This is a genomic window from Kineococcus sp. TRM81007, from assembly GCF_022669155.1.
In the GTDB taxonomy this organism is placed as follows: Bacteria; Actinomycetota; Actinomycetes; order Actinomycetales; family Kineococcaceae; genus Kineococcus.
Map to the genome: position 1 here is coordinate 168,914 of NZ_JALBVB010000055.1, position 21,460 is coordinate 190,373.

Sequence of the window (21,460 nt, forward strand, 5' to 3'; positions counted from 1 at the left end):
GGGGTCAGGGGGAGGGGGCGGCGAGGGGGGTGGAGTCGAGGCCGTCGAGGAGGCCGCGCATCGAGTCGTGGACGACGGCCGCGCCCGCGTCGCGCAGCTCCTCCACGGAGTACCCACCGGTGCGCACGGCGACGGCGGGCATCCCGGCCTTCGCAGCGGCCTCGACGTCCCAGCTGGAGTCGCCCAGCACGACACCGGCGCCGCCCCCGACGCGCTGCAGCGCCACCTGGAACAGGTCCGGAGCCGGCTTGGTCGCGTCGGCGTCCTCCGAGGACGTCCACGCCTCGCACAGCTCCCGGGCGTCGAGCAGGTCCAGGAAGGCGTCGACGTGCTTCTGCTTGCCGGAGGAGGCCAGCACGACCTTCCACCCGCGACGGCCGAGCTCGGCGACGAGGTCGCGCGCGCCGTCGAACGGCTGGACCTCCGGCAGCAGCGGGTCGAACTCCTCCACCCACGCCTCGCGGGCGTCGTCGCCGTGCGCACGCTCGAACTCGTCGCCCGCGACCGCTGGCACGAGCTGGTCACCGCCCATGCCGACGGCGCGGTGGATGCGCCAGATCGGGACGGTGTGGTCGAAGCGCCGGAAGGCGCGGAACCACGCGAGCGCGTGCTGGTAGTTCGTGTCGACGAGGGTGCCGTCGACGTCGAGCAGTGCGGTGTCGGCCATGCCGTCCCCCTACCCGCGCAGGTCGCACCTCACGCGGCGACGTCCACGCAGAACAGCTTGCGCGGGTCCTGCAGCATCGCCGGGGGCTGCACGTCGGAGCGTTCCACGCGCCCGCTCCAGCGCACCCGGCGCCGGTGCGGCACGGCCACGCCCTTGCGCCCGTCGAACCCGTACTCGCCGAGGACCTCCCCGAGCAGCAGCGCCTGCTCGCGCTCGACGGGGAGCGCGACCTCGTCGCCGGGTGCGAGCTCGTGGACGAACGTGTCGAGCACCCGGAGGTCCTTGCCGGGCCGCTTGCCGGGGGCGACCTGCTTGAGCAGCTGCCGCAGCGTGGTGCCCTCCTCGGCGAGGCGCACGTCGACGTCGATGCCGGACTCGGTGCCGAGACCGACGACGCCGTCGGTGAGGAACTCCGCGAGCGCCTCGGGGGACGAGGGGCGCACCACCCACACGAGCCGCCCGCCGGCGCGGGGGCGCGCTTCGAGCGACGGCGGGTCGGGCCACACGTACGGCAGGTCGTCGGGTTCGTCGTCGCCGAAGAGGGGCCGGTAGGTGGCGGGGTCCTTGCGCAGCAGCGCGGAGCGGTGGCTCAGGTGCAGGGCCTCGTCGCCCAGCCAGTACGGCATGAGCCCGTCGGCGGCGAGCTCGTCCTGGGTGCGGCCGACGACCTCGGGGGCGAACTCGGCGATGAGGCGGCGGGTGGAGTCGGCGCGGCCGGTGCGGGTCCACTCGTCGACGCAGGCGAGGCCGTAGGCGACGAGGGCGGGGGTGCAGCCGCGCCACATGCGCACCGCGGGGTGGTTCACCCAGCCGTAGTCGGGCAGTTCGATCGCGCGCAGCACCTGCAGGGTCTCGACCCGCTGCTTGCCCAGGCGGGGCGCGTCGAGCACGGCCGCGGACCGGGCGAAGTCGGCGTACGGGAGGAACGTCTGCACGCCGTCCACCGTGTCGCGACCGCCCGTCCCCCGCCACCCCGGCACAGCCCCACCCCGGCCCCGNCCCTCACTCGTGCAAGATCACCGCGGGAGGGAGGGGGTGGGGTGGGGTGGTCAGTAGCCGGCGTCGACGTCCACGAGGCCGAGGAGGTCCTCGCCGGCGGCGAAGCGGCGCACGTTCTCCTCGACCCGCGCGGCCAGCCCGCCGGACTGCAACTGGGGCGGGTTCGCCACGTGCGGGGTGATGAGCGCGCGCGGCTCGCTCCACAGGGGGTGGCCGTCGGGCAGCGGCTCGGGGTCGGTGACGTCCAGGGCGGCGCCGGAGATGACCCCGCGGGCGAGGGCGTCGGCGAGGGCGTCGGTGTCGACGAGGCTGCCGCGGGCGATGTTCACCAGCCACCCGCCGGACCCCAGCGCGGCCAGCTCCTCCGCACCGGCGAGGGCCTTCGTCTCGCTGGTGGCGGGCGCGGCGAGGACGACGTGGTCGGCGCGCTCCCACACCTCGCCGACGCGGTCGGCGGGCAGGGTCTCGGCGGCGCCGGGCACGTCGTGGCCGCGGCGGGTCACGGCGAGCACCGTGGCGCCCAGCGCGTTCAGCGCGGGGATCATCGCCCGGCCGATCCCGCCGGCGCCGACGATCGCGACGGTGCTCCCGCGCAGGGTGCTCTGCGGTGCCGCGGCGGCGTCCTCGTCCCAGGTGCGCAGGCGCGCGGCGACGGCGAGGCCGCGCACGCCGGCGAGCAGCAGGGCGACGGCGTGCTCGGCGACGGCGTCGGAGTAGGCGCCGGCGGCGGAGGTCCAGGTGCGCTCGCGGTCCACGCGCCCGGCGGCGAACCACCTCTCGATGCCCGCGGAGGGCAGCTGCACCCAGCGCACCGCGTCGGGCAGGTCCGGCAGGTCACCGGGCCCCGCGGCCCACACCACGGCGTCGGCGTCCGCGAGGGCGGCGACGCGCCCGCCGGCGCGGCGCACGGCGTCCTCCAGGTCGTTCCGCTCGCCGGGTCCGACGTGGACGGCCGGGGTGTCGGGCATGGCGCGCTCCTGCTCTGGCGGTGGGGTCGTTCGGACGCGATCCACCCTAGGGACCGGAGGTGCACGCGGCCCGGCGGACGGCGCGGCCGGCTCCGTGGCGGCTCGACGATCTCGAGGGGCGGGAAGTTCCCGGCGGGTCTAACGTCTCGGCGAAGCAATTCCGGGATCCACTCCAGAAAGGCAACGGACCGTGGGTATTTCGTTCCTCTCCGCCATCATCGTCGGCCTGATCATCGGGGCCCTGGCGCGTCTGGTGCTGCCCGGCAAGCAGAAGATCGGCATCATCGCGACGATCCTCGTCGGCATCGTCGCAGCCCTGATCGGCCTGGCGATCTCCGCTGCCATCGGCCTGACGGACGACGGGTTCAGCATCATCACCCTCATCATCCAGGTGGTGCTCGCGGCGATCGGCGTCTCGATCCTCGCCGGCAGCAGCCGCCGCTCCGTGCGCCGCTGACGGGTTCGGTGGCACGGTGCCCCTGAGCACCCGGCCGCGCGCGGTCGTGTTCGACGTCAACGAGACGTTGTCGGACACGACCGCGTTGCGGCGCAGGCTGGACGGCCTCGGCGCACCCGCCGAGGCCNGGCCGTCCACTCGCGCTTCCTCCCCTCGGTGCTGCGCGACGGTTTCGCGCTCACGTTCGCCGGGGAACCGGCCCCGTTCCGGCGGGTGGCCGAGGGCGTGCTGCGCGCCGAGCTGGGCGCGGCGGGGGTGCGGGAGCGGCTGGAGCGCGACCTCGACGACGCCGTGGAGTTCGCCCTGGGGGCGTTCTCGGAGTTCACCGTCCACCCGGACGTGCCGGACGGGGTCCACCGGCTGGCCGCGGAGGGGTTCGCACTGGTCGCGCTCACGAACGGCTCCGCCGCGGAGTGCGAGGGACTGCTGGAGCGGGCCGGGTTGCGCAGCCGTTTCGGGCACGTGCTGTCGGTGCAGGACGCCGGGCCGTGGAAACCGCACCCGGACGCCTACGCGCACGCGCTGTCGGTGTGCGGTCTCGCGGCGGACGAGTCGCTGCTGGCGGCGGTGCACCCCTGGGACGTGGACGGCGCGGCGCGCGCGGGGCTGCGCACCGCGTGGGTCGACCGCGCGGGGGCGCCCTACCCGTCCACCCACCGCGGTCCGGACCTCGTCGTGCCGGGTGTCGACGCCCTGGCCGACACCCTGGCCGGCACCTCGCCGACCCTTTCCTGACCCCGCCCGCGGGGCTCGCCGCGCGGAGCTGGGGCCCCTCCCCCGATCGCCCAGGCAGTTGCAGTGTGTCACTGACCCTTGACGCAAAGACACGATAGGGTTCGGTGATCACCGCAGGGAGGTCGGGCGTGAAGACATCAGCGCACAACCGCCGGTGGACCGGGCACCGCACGAGGCGGTGGTCGTCCGAGCGCACCGTGGTGCTGCCCGAGGCGGGCCGCGTCGTGGCCGCCCTGCGCCGCGACGGCATCACCACCACCAGCGTGGGCGCCCTCACCGGCGACGGCGGCGTCCTGGACGAGGTCCTCGAGTGCGCTCGCGCCCTCGTGGAGCACCGGGCCCGGGAGGTCACCGCGCAGCGGACGCTGCTGACCGCCTCCACCGACGACCCGTGGGCGCGCCCGGTGGACGCCGACCGCGTCCGCCTGCTGGACGAGGACGTGCCCGCCACCTCCTGCCGGCGGCTGCTGCTGCACCCCGTCCTGGACGGCGTCGCCGAGGCGTACTGCCGCCGGGCCGTGCGGACCGTGGCCGCCAGCGGGTGGCTGGAGGTCGCCGCCACCACGTCCCCGCCGCCGCGGCGCTGGGAGCGCGGCCCCGCCGGCAGGCAGCCGACGCTGGAGGTGTGGATCCTCCTCACCGGCGCCCCGGACGGCGGCGGGCCGCTGCACTACGTCAGCGGCAGCCACCACGCCCGGCGCGGTGAGGGGTCGACGCCCGGCACGTTCGAGGCGCCGGGCGGCCCAGCGGGCACCGTCGTCCTCGCCGACCCGCGCGGGATGCACCGCCGCTCCCCCGCGGTGGGGCGCGACCGGCTGCTGCTGCACGGGTCGTACAGCACCCGCCGCGGTGCGCCGCGGGTGCGGCGGGCCCCGTGCCCCGCGCCCGAGGCGTACGCCCTCGCCGGCGGCTGACTCAGCCCCGCCCGAACAGCTTCGCGAGCAGCCGCCCGAACCAGCCCTTCGGCTGCTCGGCGACCGGCTCCTCGACCGGCGCAGCGATGACCGGCTCCTCGACCGGCGCGGCGGCGACCGGTTCCTCGACGGGCGCGGCGGCGACCGGCTCCGTCACGCGCGACGGGGCGGACAGGGTGCCCCTGAGCTCGGCCTGCGGCGTGTAGCTGGCCTCCCCCAGGATCGACGCGGCGAACTGCAGCGCCGACGCCTGCACGGGGGCGACGGTCTGGGCACCGCGCACGGGGGTGCCGGTGGGCTCCGCGGTCTCGTCGGCGGTCATGGCTCTCCCCGGGGTCCGGACGGCGCCCGGCAGGGGCCGCTGTGGAGGGGGCATCGGCAGCCGCGGTCCCCGCCTTGAGCGCCCGGTCCCGGCGGGCGCCCCGGCGTTCGTCGCCGTAGGTTCAGCGGGTGACCCGGAGCGTGACCGTCCTGGCGCCGTCCCCCACCCTGCGCGTCCTCGTGGAGCCCACGACGGACGGCCGGGTGGAGATCCACCTGCACCCCGGCGGCCAGGGCGTGTGGGTGGCCCGGATGGCCGCGCGCCTGCACGCGCGGGTGCGGCTGTGCCTGCCCCTGGGCGGCGAGGCCGGCACCGCGATGGAGGCGCTGCTGACCGAGGAGGGCCTGGAGCCGCGCGTCGTGCGGACGGTGGGCGCGACCGCCGCGGCGGTGCTGGACCACCGCGGCCACGAGGGTGAGACCGACGCGGAGCAGGCCGAGCGGGTCGCGGAGTCGTCCTCGCGCCTGACCCGCCACGAGGTCGACGACCTGTGCACCACCGTCGTCACGTCCGCCCTCGACAGCGAGGTGCTGCTGCTGACCGGCCCGGACCGCGACGAGGTGCTGCCGGCGGACGTGTTCCGGCGGCTGGCCGCGGACGCGCGCGGGCAGGGCACCACTGTGGTGGCGGACCTGTCGGGGGCGGCGCTGGAGCACGCGCTGGCCGGCGGCGTGGACCTGCTGAAGGTCGCCCACGACGAGCTGCCCGGCGTGGAGGACGGCGACGGCGAGGCCGAGGCGGAGGACGTGCCGGAGCTGCTGCGCCGCGCCCGGCGGCTGCGGGAGCGCGGTGCGGGCACGGTGCTGGTGACGCGGGCCGCGCAGCCGCCGCTGGTGGTGACCGCCTCGGGTGCGCACCGCCTGGACGTGCCGAGCTTCACGGCGGTGCAGTTCCGCGGGGCGGGCGACTCGATGAGCGGGGCCGCCGCGGCGTGCCTGGCGAACGGCGCGGACGAGCTGTCGGCGGTCCGCACGGCCGCCGCGGCCGGCGCCGTGAACGTCACCCGGCAGGGTTACGGCACGGGGCACGCCGAAGCGGTGGAGGCCGTCGCGCGGCGCGTCGAGGTCCACCGCCTCGACTGACCCCCGCGGGGCTCGCCCCTCCTGCGCGGCAGCGCCGGCCGCGGCGCCCGGGACGGGCCCTCAGGGCAGTCGCGCGGTGGCCGGGGTGCCGCGGGGGTCGAGGCGGTCCAGCAGCGTCACCAGCTCCGCGGCGGGCACGGGGCGCCCGTGCAGCCACCCCTGCGTCTCGTCCACGCCGAGGGAGCGCAGCAGGTGGAGGGTCTCCTCGTCCTCGACGCCCTCGGCGAGCAGCCGCATCCCGAGGCTGTGCGCGAGGTCGGCGGTGCCCGCGACGATGGCGGCGGTGCGGGGGTCGTGCGCGACGCGCGCGGTGAAGACGCGGTCCAGCTTCAGCTCGGCCGCGGGCAGGTCCCGCAGGTAGGCGAGGCTGGAGTAGCCGGTGCCGTAGTCGTCGATGCTGATGCCGGCCCCGACGGCCAGCAGCTCGGCGATCGTGCGGCGGCTGCGCTCGGGGTCGCGCATGAGGGTCGTCTCGGTGATCTCCACCACGAGCGCACCCGGGTCCAGGCCCGCGGCCGAGGCCGTCCCGCGCACGAGGTCCGGCAGGGCGGGGTCCAGCAGGTCGCCGGCGGCGACGTTCACGGCGACGCGCAGGGGCCGGCCGGCGTCGTGCCAGCGCACCGCGTCGGCGACGGCACGGCGCAGCACCACCTCGGTGATGGCGCCCGTCAGGCCGCGCTCCTCCGCCAGTCCCAGGAAGGCTCCCGGCAGCAGCAGCCCGCGCCGCGGGTGCTGCCAGCGCACCAGCGCCTCCACGCCGACGACGGCGCCGGTCCGGACGTCGACCTGCGGCTGGTAGCGGGTGACGAGCTGCCCGGCGGCGATGCCGGTGCGCAGCTCCTCGAGCAGCTGCAGCCGCTCCCGCGCGGAGCGGTCCGCGGCCTCGTCGTAGACGGCGACGCCGCCGCCGGCGCGCTTGGCGACGTACATGGCCGCGTCCGCCTGCCGCAGCAGCTCCGCGTCCCCGCCGGGTTCAGCCCCGTCGGCCGGGGGCACGGCCCCGGCCGTGGCGACGCCGATGCTGGCGCCGACGTGCACGGCCAGCCCGCCCACGGTGAACGGCTCGGTGAGCGCGGTGAGCAGGTCGTCCGCGACGCGCCGCGACGCACCGGTGCCCGCGCCGGGCAGGACGAGCGCGAACTCGTCCCCGCCCAGCCTCGTCAGAAGCGCCTCGTGGGGCAGGCGCGCGGTCAGCCGCGCGGCGACGGCCCGCAGCAGGTCGTCACCGCGGTGGTGGCCGAGGGTGTCGTTGACCTCCTTGAACCGGTCGAGGTCCAGCAGCAGCAGACCGGTCGCCCGACCACCGGGGCGCGCCAGCCGCTGGAAGAGGGCGCGGCGGTTGGCCAGCCCGGTGAGGTCGTCGGTGACCGCCTGCCGGTCGCTGCCCAGCAGCCGGGTCAGCTCCGCGAAGGCCAGCAGCACCTTGACCGTGACGCCGCCGACGGCCGAGAACGTCAGGACGACCGCGGCCGCGGGCAGGGGGCGCCACTGGTCCGCGACCAGCAGCGCGAGGCTGCCGAGGAGGACCCCGACGGGCGCCATCAGCAGCGGCCAGCCCTCCGCGTGCAGGCGCGGCAGCCGGGGCGCCGGCTGCCGGGCGGCGAGCACCAGCAGGGCGCCCGCGCACAACCGGGCCACGTCCACCGCGACGGACACGGGGGTCCCCACGACGACGGGACCGGCGGCGCCGGCCAGGCGCAGCAGGTCGGTGACGTCGGCGGCGGCGAGGACGGTGAAGGCGGCGGCGACCAGCGGCAGGCGCGCGTCGGTGCGCCGGCCCAGCAGCGAGCAGGTGGTCAGCGCGTACACCGCCATGAGCACGTCGAGGGACGGGCGCGCCACCGCGGCGGCGATCGTGGCCGGCCCCATCCCCGTGGCCCGGTGCAGCGGCTCGAGGAACAGCGCCAGGCACGCGGCGGCCAGCAGCAGCACCGCCAGGGAGCCGTCGAGCCAGGGGCTGCGCACCCGGTGCAGCCGCCGGCGCAGCAGAGCGACCTGGCCGGCGTAGAAGAGGGGGTAGCCGAGGAGGGTGGCGAGGACGAGCGGCGCGTTGCGCTCGAGCACCGCCGGCTCGACGAGGGGGCCGCCCGCGGAGGCGTACAGCGCCAGGCGGCCCAGGACCAGCACGGCGGTGCCGGCCGCGAACAGGCCCCAGACGGCGCGGTCGGCGCCGGAGCGCGCGGCACCGGTGACGAGGGCGGCCACCACCGCGAGCCACAGCAGGCCCTGCAGCGCGGCGGCGGCCGCGGCGGTGGCCGGGTTCGCGGCCAGGGCGGCCGACGCGGCGGTCCCCAGCGCGAACGCGGCGGCGGGCAGGGCCGCCGGGCGGCGCACGCCCCTCACGGGATCCGCACCCCCCGGCGGCCGTGGGCCCGGGACCGGGTGGCGGGGGTGGACGCGTCGGCCCCGGCGACGACGGCGTCACCGCCGCGCGCCTTGGCGGCGTACATGGCCTCGTCGGCGCGCCGCACCGCCTCCGCGGGGTCGTCCCCGGCGCGCAGCAGCGTGGAACCCACGCTGGCGGTGACGCCGTGGGCCGCGCCGGCGCGCGCGATCCCCGCGCGCACCGCCTCGGCCAGCGCGGCCGCGGCGACCGCGTCGGGGGTGCGGCACAGCACGGCGAACTCGTCGCCGCCGAGGCGGGCCACCGAGTCCGCGCCGCACGCGACGCGCCGCACGGCCTCGGCGACGCGCACCAGCAGGTCGTCGCCGGCGGCGTGGCCGGCGGTGTCGTTGACGGCCTTGAACCCGTCGAGGTCCACCAGGTGCAGCGAGGACACCGGGTCGGGGTGGTCGATGCCCACCTGCAGGCGGTGCAGGAAGGCGCGGCGGTTCAGGCAGCCGGTGAGGGGGTCGGTGTCGGCCAGGGCAGCGAGCTCGCGACGCACGGTCCGGTGCTGCTCGCGCAGCTCCTGCCGGCCGAGGGCGGCCCAGGTGGCGACCAGCACTGCGGTGGCGAGCATGCCCACGGGGACGACGACGCGATCGGCGGGCACCTGCGTGGCCAGGGCGGTGACGAGGTCGGCGAGCACCGCCGTCCCGCCCAGGACGGCGACCGCGCCCGGCGGGTAGGCCACCGCCACGAAGCCCACGGACAGGAAGTACATGAGCCGCACGGGGGTGTCCGTCGTGGAGCCCGCGGGGCCGTCCAGGACGGTGGCGACCACGGTGATCACCAAGCTCGCCAGCGTCCAGGTGTACGGGAAGAGCCTCCCGCCGCGGGCGCGGGCCAGGCGGTCCACGGGCAGCAGCAGGACCAGCAGGACGCAGGAGGTCGCCACGGCGTCGAAGGCGGTGAGGGCCACGCGGTGGGGGTGGAGGGGCTGCACCCAGGCGGAGGCGGTGACGAGGACCCCGCAGATCACGGAGAGCACCACGCCGGTGCGGGTGTGCCGGCGCCAGAAGGCGACCTCAGCGGGGTCGGCGGCCAGCGGGCGCAGCAGTTCCTCGCGGGCGCGGTGCACCGCCGCGCGGGGACCCCGCGGGTCTGCGCTGCTCCGGCCGCCCTCTTCCACCGGGGGGTTGTCGACACCGGCGGCGAGGTGCTTCAGCGTCGGGGCACGTTGCCGACCACGGTTCATCCCGTCGGAGCAGCGCACCGGCGTGCTGACGGGGACAGGCCCCGGACGCACCGCGGCCCCCGCTCCCAGGAGGGAGCGGGGGCCGCGGTGAGGTTCGATCAGAGGCGGGTGACGCCGCTCGCCTGGGGGCCCTTGGCGCCCTGCGTCACGGTGTACTCGACGCGGTCGTTCTCGTCGAGGCTGCGGAAGCCGCTGCCGTTGATCTCGCTGAAGTGGACGAACACGTCAGCCGAGCCGTCCTCGGGAGCGATGAAGCCGAAGCCCTTCTCGCCGTTGAACCACTTGACGGTGCCCTGAGCCATGAGGCCTCCTGGGTGTAGACGCTCCTGATGAGGAGCTTGCCGCGGAGGGGCTGACCTGATTGGAAAGCGAACTACCCTCGAGCTATCGATCCCGGGGTGTTATCAGCACAACGAGAACAGCGACTGAGTCGACCGTAGCACGTCCGGGCGACGGTGCGCACGTTCAGCTGCGCAGCTGCTGCACCGCGGGGCAGGTGAAGTTGTTGCGGGCCGCCAGACCCATCTCGTTCAGGTACGAGATGATCGCCCGGTAGGAGCCCAGGAAGGTCGTCTCGGTGTACGTGATGCCGTGCTCGGCGCAGAACTGCTTCACGAACGGCTGGGCCCGGCGCAGGTTGGGGCGCGGCATGCTGGGGAAGAGGTGGTGCTCCACCTGGAAGTTCAGCCCGCCCATGATGAGGTCGACGAACCAGCCGCCGGAGATGTTGCGGGAGGTCAGGACCTGGCGGCGGATGTAGTCCACCTTCTTCTCGCGCGGGATGATCGGCATGCCCACGTGGTTGGGGGCGAAGGCCCCGCCCATGCAGAAGCCGAAGGCGGCCATGTGCACGCCGAAGAACGCCAGCGCCTTCCACGGCCCCATGAGCAGCACCGCCGAGGACGCGTACACCACCCAGTGCGTCGCGATCAGCGAGGTGTCCACCCAGCGGCGCTTGGTGCGCTTGCCGGTCACCAGCGAGCGGGTGCTCTCGATGTGCAGCACGAAGCCCTCGAAGGCCAGCAGCGGCACGAAGAACACGCCCTGGTGGCGGGTGAACCAGCGCAGCAGCCCGCGCCGGCTGGCGGCGGCCTCCTCGTGGAAGGAGATGACGCCCGACTCGATGTCGCCGTCGATCCCGCGCTGGTTGGGCGCCTGGTGGTGGCGGGTGTGCTTGCCCATCCACCAGCCGTAGCTCAGGCCCGCCACGAGGGCCGCGAAGACGTGCGAAGCCGTCTCGTTGTGGCGGTGCGTGGCGAAGATCTGCCGGTGCGCCGCGTCGTGGCCGAGGAAGGCGAACTGGGTGATGACGACCGCCAGGGCCACAGCCGGCAGCAGGACCAGCCAGGAGTCGCGCAGCAGGACCGTGGCTGTCGCCACGGCGCCGAAGGCGACCGTGGTGGCGGCGATGCGCGTCCAGTAGGTCCCGCGCCGGCGGCGCATCAGACCCGCTTCCTGGACGAGCGCGGTGAGCTTGCCGTACGGGGTGCTGCTCCGGCGGGGGCCGGGTCCAGTGGTCGCCGCCGGCTTCGCGGCGGGTGTGCTGGTGCTCATTCGCGTCCTCTCGGGCACGGGCACCGGTGTCCGGGCCGCGCCAGGTGCTGCGGTGCGGTGCGCCCGGGGGAGGAAGCACAGCTGCGGACCCCTGCGTCTACCTGCAGCGTCCTCAACAAGTTCAACACGACCGCACCTCCGATCGTTCCCGGGCCCCGGGTTCCCGGGCTGGAACCCCAGGGTGCCCGATCACGGCCCGAGGCGCAGCGCGACGAAGGCGACGTCGTCGTCGGTGTCGCCCAGCCGCTGCAGGAGGTGGTCGCACAGCGCCTCGACGTCCGCGGGGGCGTCGGCGAGGGTGCGCGCCAGGCGCTCGAGACCGGTGGTCAGCTCCTCACCGCGACGCTCCACGAGCCCGTCCGTGTAGGCCAGGACCGTCGCCCCGGGCGCCAGCGCACGGCGCGCGCCGACGCGCGAGGTGGGCTGCACGCCCAGCATGAGCCCGTGGACGTCGTCGAGGGCCTCGACGTGCCCGTCCGGGTGCCGCACCAGCAGCGGGGGGTGCCCCGCGGTGGCGTGCTCCAGCACCCACCCGCCGTCCGCGGACGGGGTGGCGCGCGCGTACGCCAGCGTCGCCATGGTCGTCATGCCCAGGCCGTCGAGGAGGCGGTCCACGCGGTCCAGCACGGTCGCCGGGGCGGGGTTCGTGGTGTCCCACGCGCTGGCGCGCAGCAGGCCCCGCAGGTGACCCATGGCGGCGGCGGCCATCACGTCGTGCCCGACGACGTCGCCGACGGCCAGGCCGACGGCGGAGCCGGGCAGGTCGATGAGCTCGTAGAAGTCGCCGCCGACGCGGGCCCCGGACTCGCTGGCGCGGTAGCGCGCCGCCGCGCGCACGCCCGGGACGGAGGGCAGCTGCGGCAGGAGGCTGTTCTGCAGGGTGGCGGCGATGCGGTGCTGCTCCCCGTACAGGCGGGCGTTGTCGATGATGAGCCCGGCCCGGCGGCCGAGGTCGACGGCGACGTGCAGGTCGTCGTCGGTGTGCCGGGGGCGCCCGGGCCCGCGCACCAGGGCCAGGACGTCCTCGCTCGCCTGCCGGCGGGGCAGCGTCACCAGCAGCACGGAGGCGGCGCCGAGGGCGTCGCTGAGCTCGAGGACCGAGGAGTCGTTCACCCAGCTCTCGCGCTCGCGGCGGCGCGGCTCGCCGTCGTAGTCGCTGATGCGCCGCGCGTGCGCCCCGCCCAGCAGGGTGGAGCGCACCGGCCCCGGCGCGAAGGCGGCGCGCCAGCGCTGCACGTAGCGCTCCAGGTCGCCGGCGCGCGCGGGGTCGCGGTGCCGGGCGGTGACGCCGGCGACCGAGCCCCGCTCGTCGGTCGTCAGCAGGATCGCCCAGTCCGCCAGGGCGGGCACGGTCAGCTCCAGGAGGCGCTGCCGGCACTCGTCGACGTCCAGGGTCACGGCGAGCCGGCTGGTCGCCTCCGCCAGCACCTCCAGCCGGGCGCGGGACTCCTCGGCGTCACGGCGGGCGGCCTCGGCCTGGGCGCGGGCCGTCTCCGCGTCGGCGCGGGCGCGGCGCTCGGCGGCCAGCGCCTCGTCGCGCTCGGCGTCCGCGGCGACCCGGGGAGTGACGTCGGTCTGGATGCCGACGTAGTGGGTGAGCTCGCCGTCCGCCCCGTGGACGGGACTGAGCAGCAGCTGGTTCCAGAACGCGGTGCCGTCCTTGCGGTGGTTCAGCAGCGTCGCGGAGACCTCCTCACCGGCGGCGAGGGCGTCCCGCACGGCGGCGACCACCTCCCGGTCGGTGCCGGGGCCCTGCAGGAACCGGCAGTTGCGGCCGACGACCTCGTCCACCGCGTACCCGGTCATGGCGGTGAACGCCGGGTTCACCCACACCAGGGGCAGGTCGTCGGCGCGGGCGTCGGCCACGGTGAACGCCATGCCGGTCGCCAGGACCGCCCGGTCGCGCACCCGGACCTGCGCCTGGGCCTGGGCGGCGTCGGCGGCGGCGCGGGCCGCGGCGCGCCTGCTCAGCGGCAGGAGCACCACGATCGCGTGGCCGTCGAGGGCCGGGGCCCCGGTCGTGGGCAGCGCCACGACCCACAGGGGCTCGCGGCGGCGGCCGAGCTCGCTGAGGCGGGCGGCGGAGACGGCCTGCCCGGCCACGGGCTGCGAGCGCGCCACGCGGGACAGCGGGTGCTCGGTGCCGGAGAGGGCGGCGCCGTCGAGGTCGCGCAGTTCCGCCGCGTCGGACCACTCGTCCAGCCCCACCGGCAGCGGGACGCCGGGGGCGAGCTGCTCGGCGACGGGGTTGGCGTGCACGACGGCGCGCGCGGTCAGGTCGACCACCAGGACGGCCGCGGGGGCGCCGCCGCTGACGAGCGAGAGGTCGGCCGCGGGGTCCACCGCCGGCTGCGCCGTCACCGCACCTCCCCGTCGCCCGTCGCGCGGGTCCGCGCGCTCGCGCACCAGCCTAGGGGCGGGCGGCCGGACGTGCTCCGGTGCGCCGGGCGTCAGCCGCAGTACTCGTACGTGTCGACGGTCACGCCCGTGCACGGCGTCCAGTAGAGGGTGCCGCCGGTGAAGTACTGCACGACGACCCCCGGGTAGTACACCTCGCTGGTGGTCGGGTAGCCCAGGCGCCCGCGCTCGTACCCCTGGGCGGCCCAGTGCGGGTAGAACGCGCCGCTGATCGCGTACGGCTCGTCCGAGGACGCCTGCTGGTAGATCGCTCCGTGCTGGAACCGCTGGAACGTCCCGCCGGCGGCGGCGGGGGCCGGTTCGGAGGCGGGGTAACCGAGGGGCCCCTGCTCCCAGCGCAGCGAGTCCCACAGCGTGTAGAAGCGGCCCCGCACCTGGTGGGCGCCGGTGGTGGGCGAGTAGTAGAGCGTCCCGCCCTCGTACTGCTGCATGACGCCGCCGCGCAGCCCGGTCTCGTTGGACGCGGGGAAACCGAGCGGGCCGTTCTCCCAGCCCTGCGCGCCCCAGTAGCCGTAGAAGGCGCCGCCGACGGTGTGGGCGCCGGTGCCGGGGCTCCAGTAGATCGCCTGCCGGGTGAAGTCGTTGTACGCGCCCGTGCGCAGCGGGGTGGGCGTCTCGCTGTTCAGCGGCTCGCCCGGGGCCCCGCCCAGCCGCAGCCACTCCTGCTCGATGGCGCCGCCCACCCACTGGGGGCCGTTCGGGCCGGGGTACACGGCCGCCTGCGCCGCGGCCGGTGCCGCCAGCACCGCCAGCGCGGCGAGCGCCGCCGCGGCCTTCGTCCTGGTCCTCGTCCGCACAGTCCTCACCCCTCCTCCGGCGGCCCACGCCGCCCGCCGGGTGGCACCTTACGACCCGGGGCCCACCGTTCCCCCGGAAGGACGAAGGTCGTCACTGAGCAGGCAGAGGCATTCACTCTCAGTACCGACGTGGGGAAGGCATGTCCGGGACACAGGTTCTCCACGACGGCGCCGTGTTCCTTGGTCCCAGCGACGGCCCCGGCCCGGGGCCGCACGGAACCTCTGGACGGGAACCTTGCCGAAGAACCAGGGCGCCTCCGCCGAGTACGACTACGCCACCCACGCGCGACTCGCCGGCCCGCTGCGAGAACCACCACCGGGGCCCTACACGGTCCAGTACGAGCGCCTCCTGCGGCGCGACGGGCGGCGCCTGCCCGCCGCCGTGCTGCTCACCCTGGCCCTGCTGTTCCAGGTGACCTTCCTCGTCTGGGTGCTGCTGCCGTCGCACTGGCCGACGGACGACGGTTCCTGGCTGTACCGGCTCGGCGTGGCGCTGGTCGGCTGCGTGGGCGTCGTGGAACTGCTGCGGCTCGTCAACGTGGTCATGCTGGTGCGCACCACCGCCGCCCTCACCGACCCCGTCCCGGTCCGGCCGGAACCCGGCCACCGCGTCGCGTTCCTCACCACGATCGTACCGGGCAAGGAACCCGTCGAGATGGCCGAGGAGACGCTGCTCGCCGCCAAGCGCATCCGCTACGACGGCCCGGTGGACGTCTGGCTGCTCGACGAGGGCGACGACCCCGAGGTCCGGGCGATGTGCGAGCGCATCGGCGTCAGGCACTTCACCCGCCACGGGGTTCCCGCCTGGAACCAGGAGTCCGGCCGGCACCGCCGCAAGACCAAGCACGGCAACTACAACGCATGGTTCGACGCGCACGGTCACGACTACGACTACTGGATCTCGGTCGACACCGACCACGTCCCGCACCCCGACTTCGCCGAGCGCCTCCTGGGGTACTTCCGCGATCCGGACGTCGCGTTCGTCGTCGGCCCGCAGGTGTACGGGCAGAACTACGACAACTTCGTCACCAAGGCGAGCGAGTCCCAGCAGTACCTGTTCCACGGGGTGCTCCAGCGCTCCGCGAACCGGTGGGGGGTGCCGATGTTCGTCGGCACCAACAACGCGGTGCGCCTGTCGGCGCTGCGCGAGATCGGCGGCCTGGCCGACTCCATCACGGAGGACGCCGCCACCTCGCTGGTGTGGCACACCAGCCGCAACCGGCGCACCGGCCGGCGCTGGAAGTCCGTGTACACCCCCGACGTGCTGTCGGTGGGCGAGGGCCCGGCGAACTGGTCGGACTACTTCACCCAGCAGAACCGCTGGTCGCGCGGCACCGACGAGGTGATGGTCCGCACGTACTGGAAGTACGCCCTGAAGCTGGGCTGGAAGCGCGCGCTGCACTACTTCCTGCTGATGTCGTACTACCCCAGCGCGGCCATCACCTGGGTGCTCGGCGTCTTCAGCCTGAGCACCTACCTGCTCACCGGTGCCAGCGGCGTGCAGGTCGCGGCGAGCACGTGGCTGGTGCTGTACGCCAACGCCGCCGTCATGCAGGCCGGCCTGTACTTCTGGAACCGCCGCTACAACGTGAGCCCGCACGAGGAGAGGGCCAGCACGGGCGCGCTGGGGATGCTGGTGTCGATCTTCTGCGCCCCCATGTACGTCGTCGCGCTCGTCGACGCGATCCGCAACCGCACGGTCCCCTTCGCGGTCACCCCGAAGGGCTCGGAGTCCCTCGGCGACCGCTGGGTCGTGTTCCGCCAGCACGTCCTCTGGGGGTTGCTGCTGCTGGGCTGCCTGGTCGCCTCCTTCCCGCTGCACCACGACTACCCGGCGCTGCGGCTGTGGACGCTGCTGGACGTGGCGGTCTGCTTCGCGCCGATCGTGATCTGGAAGGTCACCACCAGGTGGCGCCGCCGCACGGCCGCCCGGGCCGTCGCACCGGCCGCGGCCCTGCCGGCGCAGCAGCGCACGCTGACCGCGCCGAGCACCGTCGTCGTCCTGCCCGGCACCCGCGCCGCCGATCGCGTGGGGGTGGACCGGTGAACCGCACGACGCTGCTGAGGCTGCGCAACGCGCTGCTCATCGGCTCCGCCGGGGCGGTCCTCCTGGCGGTGGACGCGTACGGGGTGACGGCGTGGCTGCAGGCCTCGTGAGGCGTCAGGTGCTCGCAGCGCTCGCGGTGGGGGCCCTGACCGCCTGCTCCGGCACTGCCGGCAGCACCTCGAGCGCCGGCGCCGCCACCACCACGGCCGACGCCACCACCGCCGCGAACCCCCTCGAGGGGATGGAGTTCCACGTCCTGCCGGACTCGCCGGCGGCGGTGCAGGTGGCGGAGTGGACGGCGGCGGGGAACACCGCCGATGCCGAGCAGCTGGCCGTGGTGGCCGAGGCCCCGGTGGCGACGTGGTTCTCCGGCCAGCAGGCCGACCCGGCGGCCAGCGCGCAGGAGCTGACCACGGCGGCGCAGACCGCCGGCCGGGTGCCCGTGATCGTGGCGTACAACATCCCCGGGCGGGACGCCGACCACTACTCCTCCGGTGGCGCCGCCGACGCCGACGCCTACGCGGCGTGGGTCGCCGAGGTCGCCGCGGGCATCGGCGACCGGCCCGCGGTGGTGGTGGTGGAGCCGGACGCGATCGCCCAGGTGGTCTCCGGCGCCGCGACGGACGTGGACGCCGCCGAGCGGTACGCCGCGCTCGCCTCGGCGGTCGGGACGTTCGCGGCGCTGCCGTCCACGGCCGTGTACCTGGACGCCGGGAACTCCGACTGGGTGAGCGACCTGGACGCCCTGTCCGGCGCCCTGTGGGCGTCCGGCATCGACGACGCCGACGGGTTCGCCCTGAACGTGTCGAACTTCCAGACGACGGAGGACTCCCTGGCGTACGGCGAGGAGCTGTCCGCGCACCTGGACGGGGCGCGCTTCGTCGTCGACACCAGCCGCAACGGTGCCGGGGCGACGTCCCGGGAGGACGACCCCGAGGCCTGGTGCAACCCGCCCACGGCGCGCATCGGGGTCACCCCCACCACGGCGACCGGCAGCGACCTGGCCGACGCCTACCTGTGGGTGAAGGAACCCGGGACGTCCGACGGCGACTGCCGCGACGGCGCCCCGGCCGCCGGCACCTGGTGGCCGCAGTACGCCCTCGTGCTCACCTCCGGCACCTGACCGAACCACACCTGACCGAACCACACCCGACCGAACCACACCCGACCGAACCACACCGATCCCCACCCCCGAGGAGCAGCAACCGTGTCCACCACCCCGCGCAGCGTCCTGGCCGTCGGCTCCCACCCCGACGACATCGAGCTCGGCTGCGGCGGCACCCTCGCCCGCCACACCGCCTCCGGCGACCGCGTCACCATGCTCGTCGTCACCCACGGGCAGTCCGGTCCCGGCGACGTCCTCGGCCGCACCCGCGAGCAGGAGGACGCCGCGGCCACCCTCGGCGCGGACCTGGTGTGGGGCGGCCTGCGCGACGGCGAGGTGTCCAACCACGAGCTGGAACTGGTGCACCTCATCGAGTCGGCCATCCGCGACGTGGCCGCCGACGTCGTCTACACGCACGGCGTGGACGACACCCACCAGGACCACCGCGCCGTCGCCCTGGCGACGCTGGGCGCGGCCCGGCACTGCCGGCAGGTCCTCACCTACGAGTCGCCCAGCAGCTTCGGCTTCCGCCCGCACCTGTTCGTGGACATCACCGCGGCGCTGGACAAGAAGACCGCCGCGCTGGGGTGCCACCGCAGCCAGGTGGCCGACTCGCGGATGGTGGACCTGGAGGTCGTGCGCAGCCAGGCCGGCTACCGGGGGTTCCAGTCCCGGGTGGGGTGCGCGGAGGGGTTCGTGCCGCACCGCCTGGTGCTGGAGGTCTGACCCCGGTGTCGGGCGGGGTGCCCGGCCGTGCGGTCAGCGCACCCCGCTCATCAGCCGCCGCACCAGGGGGCTGACGAGCAGCAGCACCGCACCGATCGCGATGGCGGTGCCGCCGAGGAACCCGAAGTAGGTGCGCTCGGTCTGCGGCGAGTAGTACGCGGCCAGCGTCCCGGCCAGGGCGGTGCCCAGCGCGATGGACAGGTAGAACAGCGCGACGAGCTGCGTGCGGTACACGGCGGGGGCGAGCTTCGTGGTGACCGACAGCCCCACCGGGGACAGGAACAGCTCCGCGAGGGTGAAGACGAGCAGGATGCCGATCAGGCCGAGCAGCGGGGCGCTGCCCGGCCCCCCACCGGCCATCGGGATGAACAGCAGGAACGCCACGCCCATGAGGGCGGTGCCGACGGCGAACTTCACCGGGGTGGACGGCTGGCGGTTGCCGAGCTTCGTCCAGACGGCGGCGAACACGGGCGCCAGGGCGATGATGAAGACCGGGTTGATGGACTGCACCCACGCCACGGGCATCTCCCAGCCGGCGATGGTGCGGTCCAGGCGCTGGTCGGAGTAGACGGTGACCACGGTGAACTGCTGCTGGAACAGGGCCCAGAACATGACGCTGGCCAGGAACAGGGGGATGAACGCCAGCACGCGGCGCCGCTCGGTGGTGTCGACGCGCCGGCTGCCGAGAACCATCGCGAAGTAGAAGATCGACGCCACGACGACGAGAGTGGCGACGATCGTGTCGAGGCGGTCTGCGGTCACCACGCCGACCAGGTACAGCAGCACGACGAGGGCGAGCGCCGCCGCGGTCAGCAGCGCGACGCGCCTGCGGCGGTCGGCGGGCAGCGGGTCGGGGACCCGGCGGGCCTGCTCGGGCAGGCGGCGGCGCCCGACGGAGTACTGCACGAGGCCGGCGGCCATGCCGATCGCAGCGAGCCCGAACCCGTAGTGGAACCCGGCGGCGTCGCGCAGCAGCCCGGTGAGCAGCGGCCCGGCGAGCGCCCCGAGGTTGATGCCCAGGTAGAACAGGGAGAAACCGGCGTCGCGCCGCTCGTCGCCCTCGGCGTAGAGGGTTCCGACGATGGTGGTGGCGGTGGCCTTGACGCCGCCGCTGCCGAACGCGACGAGGACGAGCCCGACCGCGACGCCGAGCATGCCGGGCAGGACAGCGAGCGCGACGTGCCCGGCGAGGACGACGACGCCGCTGGCGAACAGGACGCGCTCGGGTCCGAGGAGCCGGTCGGCGAGCCACGCGCCGACGATGGTGGAGAGGTACACCGTCCCGCCGTAGGCGCCCACGATGCTCGTGGCGGTGGCCTGGTCGAGGCCGAGGCCGCCCTCGGCCGCGGAGTAGTACAGGTAGATCAGCAGGATGCCCTGCATGCCGTAGAAGGAGAAGCGCTCCCACATCTCCACGCCGAACAGGTTGGCGAGGGGCCTCGGCTGACCGAGGAAACCGTGGTCGGGACCGCGCTGCTGGAGGGCCTCGCTCATGAGCGATCAGGATCCTCCCCGGGCGACCGTCGTGCACACCGGAGCGCCGGCTGGTCCCTCGGTCAGGTGGCGTCGAGGACGGGGACCCCCGCCGCCCGGAGGTGTTCGAGGACGGGGTGGTCGTGGGGCGCGTCGGTGATGACGCCGCTGACGGCGGCGAGGGGCAGCACCGCGAAGGGGGACGCGGCGCCGACCTTCTCGCTGCTGGCCATGACGTGCGTCTCGCCGGCGCGGGCGGCCAGCGCCCGCTTCACGGCCGCCTCGTCGGGGTCGCCGGTCGTCAGCCCGGCGCGGTGGTGCACGCCGGTGACGCCCAGCAGGAACAGGTCGGCCGTGACGGTGGCGGCCGCTTCGACGGTGGCCGCCCCGCAGGTCACGGCGGAGTGCTTGAACAGGCGGCCGCCGAGCACGTAGACGTCGACGCCGGGGTGCTCGAGGAGGGCGGCGGCGACGGTGGGGCTGTGGGTCACGACGGTGGCGCGCAGGTCGGCGGGCAGGGCGCGGGTGACGGCCAGGGCGGTGGTGCCGCCGTCCAGGAGCACGGTGCTGCCGGGGCGCACCAGCCGGGCGGCGGCGGCGGCGACGCGCTGCTTGCTCTCCGCGGCGATCGCGGTGCGCCGGGTGTGGTCCACCACGGCCGGGCTCGCCGGCAGCGCGCCGCCGTAGACGCGCTGGCACAGGCCGGCGGCGGCGAGCTCGCGCAGGTCGCGGCGGACGCTGTCCTCGGTGACGCCGAGGTCGGCGGCGACGTCCTTGGCGACGAGCTTGCCGTCGCGCGCCAGCCGGGCCAGGAGCAGTTCCCGGCGCTCACCCACCAGCATGCGCACTCCTCCGTATTGCTGCACGTTCTTCCGCGTTGCAGCGTACCGTTCGGTGCATGCCACCCCACTCCTCCACCGGCCGCCCGGGCGCCGACGTGCCCGACGCGCGGGGCCGCACCGGACTGCACCTGACCGGCCGGGACCTGACCGGCAACCCGGACGTCGTCGTGCGCGACGTGGAGCTGATCGCCTCCGCCTGGCACGTCCTGCGCCGCACCACGTTCGACCAGCGCCGGCGCGACGGCCGGTGGACCCGGCAGCAGCGCGAGACGTACGACCGGGGTGACGGGGCCACGGTGCTGCTGCACGACACCGCCCGGGGCACCGTCCTGCTGACCCGGCAGTTCCGCTTCCCCGCGTACGTCAACGGCCACCCGGACGGGGTGCTCCTGGAGACGGCGGCGGGACTGCTCGACGGGGACGACCCCGCCGGCGCCGTCCGCCGGGAGGCCGCCGAGGAGCTGGGCGTCCAGGTCGGCGAGCTCGAGCACGTCTTCGCCCTCTGGACCAGCCCGGGCTCGGTCACCGAGCGCCTGCACTGCTACGCGGCCCCCTACACCCCGGCGGACCGCACCGGCCCCGGCGGCGGCCTGGCGGACGAGGGCGAGGACATCGACGTGGTGGAGCTGCCCTTCACCGCGGCGCTCGAGATGGTGGGGACCGGCGGCATCGCCGACGCCAAGACGGTCCTGCTCCTGCAGTGGGCCGCGCTGCGCGGCCCGTTCCGGGACGCCCCGCGGCCCGCGTGAGAGCGGTGCGCCCGCCGCACCGGA

The 21,460-nt window shown here is 75.3% G+C and carries 20 protein-coding genes; 8 read left to right on the forward strand and 12 right to left on the reverse strand.

Translation table 11 applies throughout. The features are described from left to right. Positions 1 to 4: 4 nt before the first annotated feature. The 3 genes from MN205_RS14030 to MN205_RS14040 form a co-directional block, all read right to left on the reverse strand. Complete coding sequence (locus tag MN205_RS14030; RefSeq protein ID WP_242128297.1) at positions 5 to 667, reverse strand: HAD family hydrolase; 663 nt, start codon at positions 665 to 667, stop codon at positions 5 to 7. Positions 668 to 696: 29 nt separating this feature from the next. Continuing rightward, a complete protein-coding gene (locus tag MN205_RS14035; protein ID WP_242128299.1) occupies positions 697 to 1,602 on the reverse strand; it encodes an MSMEG_6728 family protein in 906 nt (301 codons plus the stop codon). Positions 1,603 to 1,716: 114 nt separating this feature from the next. Beyond that, positions 1,717 to 2,634 (reverse strand): D-isomer specific 2-hydroxyacid dehydrogenase family protein, encoded by a 918-nt coding sequence (locus MN205_RS14040; RefSeq protein ID WP_242128301.1) that lies wholly within the window; start codon positions 2,632 to 2,634, stop codon positions 1,717 to 1,719. A 190-nt stretch (positions 2,635 to 2,824) separates the two neighbouring features. Between MN205_RS14040 and MN205_RS14045 the strand changes: the two genes are divergently transcribed. From MN205_RS14045 to MN205_RS14055, 3 genes are all read left to right on the forward strand, one after another. Next, complete coding sequence (locus MN205_RS14045) at positions 2,825 to 3,091, forward strand: GlsB/YeaQ/YmgE family stress response membrane protein (RefSeq protein ID WP_242128303.1); 267 nt, start codon at positions 2,825 to 2,827, stop codon at positions 3,089 to 3,091. A gap of 156 nt (positions 3,092 to 3,247) precedes the next feature. Beyond that, a complete protein-coding gene (locus tag MN205_RS14050; RefSeq protein ID WP_242128305.1) occupies positions 3,248 to 3,826 on the forward strand; it encodes an HAD family hydrolase in 579 nt (192 codons plus the stop codon). Positions 3,827 to 3,954: 128 nt separating this feature from the next. Beyond that, positions 3,955 to 4,740: a hypothetical protein gene (locus MN205_RS14055; protein ID WP_242128307.1), complete on the forward strand. Its 786-nt coding sequence runs from the start codon at positions 3,955 to 3,957 to the stop codon at positions 4,738 to 4,740. Between the two features lies 1 nt (position 4,741). Here MN205_RS14055 and MN205_RS14060 read toward each other — a convergent pair whose 3' ends face one another. Continuing rightward, positions 4,742 to 5,062 carry a hypothetical protein gene (locus MN205_RS14060; protein WP_242128308.1) on the reverse strand — a complete coding sequence of 107 codons (321 nt, stop codon included), beginning with the start codon at positions 5,060 to 5,062 and terminating at the stop codon, positions 4,742 to 4,744. Between the two features lie 128 nt (positions 5,063 to 5,190). On the opposite strand from MN205_RS14060, the gene MN205_RS14065 reads away from it, so the two are divergent. Then, on the forward strand, positions 5,191 to 6,144 hold the full coding sequence (locus MN205_RS14065) for a PfkB family carbohydrate kinase (RefSeq protein ID WP_242128310.1): 954 nt from the start codon (positions 5,191 to 5,193) through the stop codon (positions 6,142 to 6,144). Positions 6,145 to 6,204: 60 nt separating this feature from the next. Here MN205_RS14065 and MN205_RS14070 read toward each other — a convergent pair whose 3' ends face one another. The 6 genes from MN205_RS14070 to MN205_RS14095 form a co-directional block, all read right to left on the reverse strand. Then, complete coding sequence (locus tag MN205_RS14070) at positions 6,205 to 8,478, reverse strand: EAL domain-containing protein (protein WP_242128312.1); 2,274 nt, start codon at positions 8,476 to 8,478, stop codon at positions 6,205 to 6,207. A 5-nt stretch (positions 8,479 to 8,483) separates the two neighbouring features. Continuing rightward, positions 8,484 to 9,608 (reverse strand): GGDEF domain-containing protein, encoded by a 1,125-nt coding sequence (locus MN205_RS21985; protein ID WP_242128314.1) that lies wholly within the window; start codon positions 9,606 to 9,608, stop codon positions 8,484 to 8,486. A gap of 215 nt (positions 9,609 to 9,823) precedes the next feature. Then, positions 9,824 to 10,027 (reverse strand): cold-shock protein, encoded by a 204-nt coding sequence (locus MN205_RS14080; RefSeq protein WP_242128316.1) that lies wholly within the window; start codon positions 10,025 to 10,027, stop codon positions 9,824 to 9,826. A gap of 163 nt (positions 10,028 to 10,190) precedes the next feature. Then, positions 10,191 to 11,279, reverse strand: coding sequence for an acyl-CoA desaturase (locus MN205_RS14085; RefSeq protein ID WP_242128318.1), 1,089 nt, complete (start codon positions 11,277 to 11,279; stop codon positions 10,191 to 10,193). A gap of 189 nt (positions 11,280 to 11,468) precedes the next feature. Then, the gene (locus MN205_RS14090) at positions 11,469 to 13,640 is read right to left on the reverse strand and encodes a SpoIIE family protein phosphatase (protein ID WP_242128320.1); all 2,172 of its coding nucleotides are present in this window, start codon (positions 13,638 to 13,640) and stop codon (positions 11,469 to 11,471) included. An 89-nt stretch (positions 13,641 to 13,729) separates the two neighbouring features. Beyond that, positions 13,730 to 14,503 (reverse strand): LGFP repeat-containing protein, encoded by a 774-nt coding sequence (locus tag MN205_RS14095; RefSeq protein ID WP_242128322.1) that lies wholly within the window; start codon positions 14,501 to 14,503, stop codon positions 13,730 to 13,732. 226 nt (positions 14,504 to 14,729) lie between these two features. Between MN205_RS14095 and MN205_RS14100 the strand changes: the two genes are divergently transcribed. From MN205_RS14100 to MN205_RS14110, 3 genes are all read left to right on the forward strand, one after another. Beyond that, positions 14,730 to 16,541: a glycosyltransferase family 2 protein gene (locus MN205_RS14100; RefSeq protein WP_242128324.1), complete on the forward strand. Its 1,812-nt coding sequence runs from the start codon at positions 14,730 to 14,732 to the stop codon at positions 16,539 to 16,541. Positions 16,542 to 16,659: 118 nt separating this feature from the next. Next, a complete protein-coding gene (locus tag MN205_RS14105; RefSeq protein ID WP_242128326.1) occupies positions 16,660 to 17,664 on the forward strand; it encodes a glycoside hydrolase family 6 protein in 1,005 nt (334 codons plus the stop codon). 84 nt (positions 17,665 to 17,748) lie between these two features. Next, positions 17,749 to 18,372, forward strand: coding sequence for a PIG-L deacetylase family protein (locus tag MN205_RS14110; protein WP_242128328.1), 624 nt, complete (start codon positions 17,749 to 17,751; stop codon positions 18,370 to 18,372). A gap of 33 nt (positions 18,373 to 18,405) precedes the next feature. Here MN205_RS14110 and MN205_RS14115 read toward each other — a convergent pair whose 3' ends face one another. Together MN205_RS14115 and MN205_RS14120 are read right to left on the reverse strand one after the other, a co-directional pair. After that, positions 18,406 to 19,866, reverse strand: a complete 1,461-nt coding sequence (locus MN205_RS14115) for a peptide MFS transporter (protein ID WP_242128330.1) — start codon at positions 19,864 to 19,866, stop codon at positions 18,406 to 18,408. A gap of 62 nt (positions 19,867 to 19,928) precedes the next feature. Beyond that, complete coding sequence (locus MN205_RS14120; RefSeq protein ID WP_242128332.1) at positions 19,929 to 20,687, reverse strand: DeoR/GlpR family DNA-binding transcription regulator; 759 nt, start codon at positions 20,685 to 20,687, stop codon at positions 19,929 to 19,931. 56 nt (positions 20,688 to 20,743) lie between these two features. Between MN205_RS14120 and MN205_RS14125 the strand changes: the two genes are divergently transcribed. Beyond that, positions 20,744 to 21,436, forward strand: a complete 693-nt coding sequence (locus MN205_RS14125; RefSeq protein WP_242128334.1) for an NUDIX domain-containing protein — start codon at positions 20,744 to 20,746, stop codon at positions 21,434 to 21,436. Positions 21,437 to 21,460: the final 24 nt, after the last annotated feature.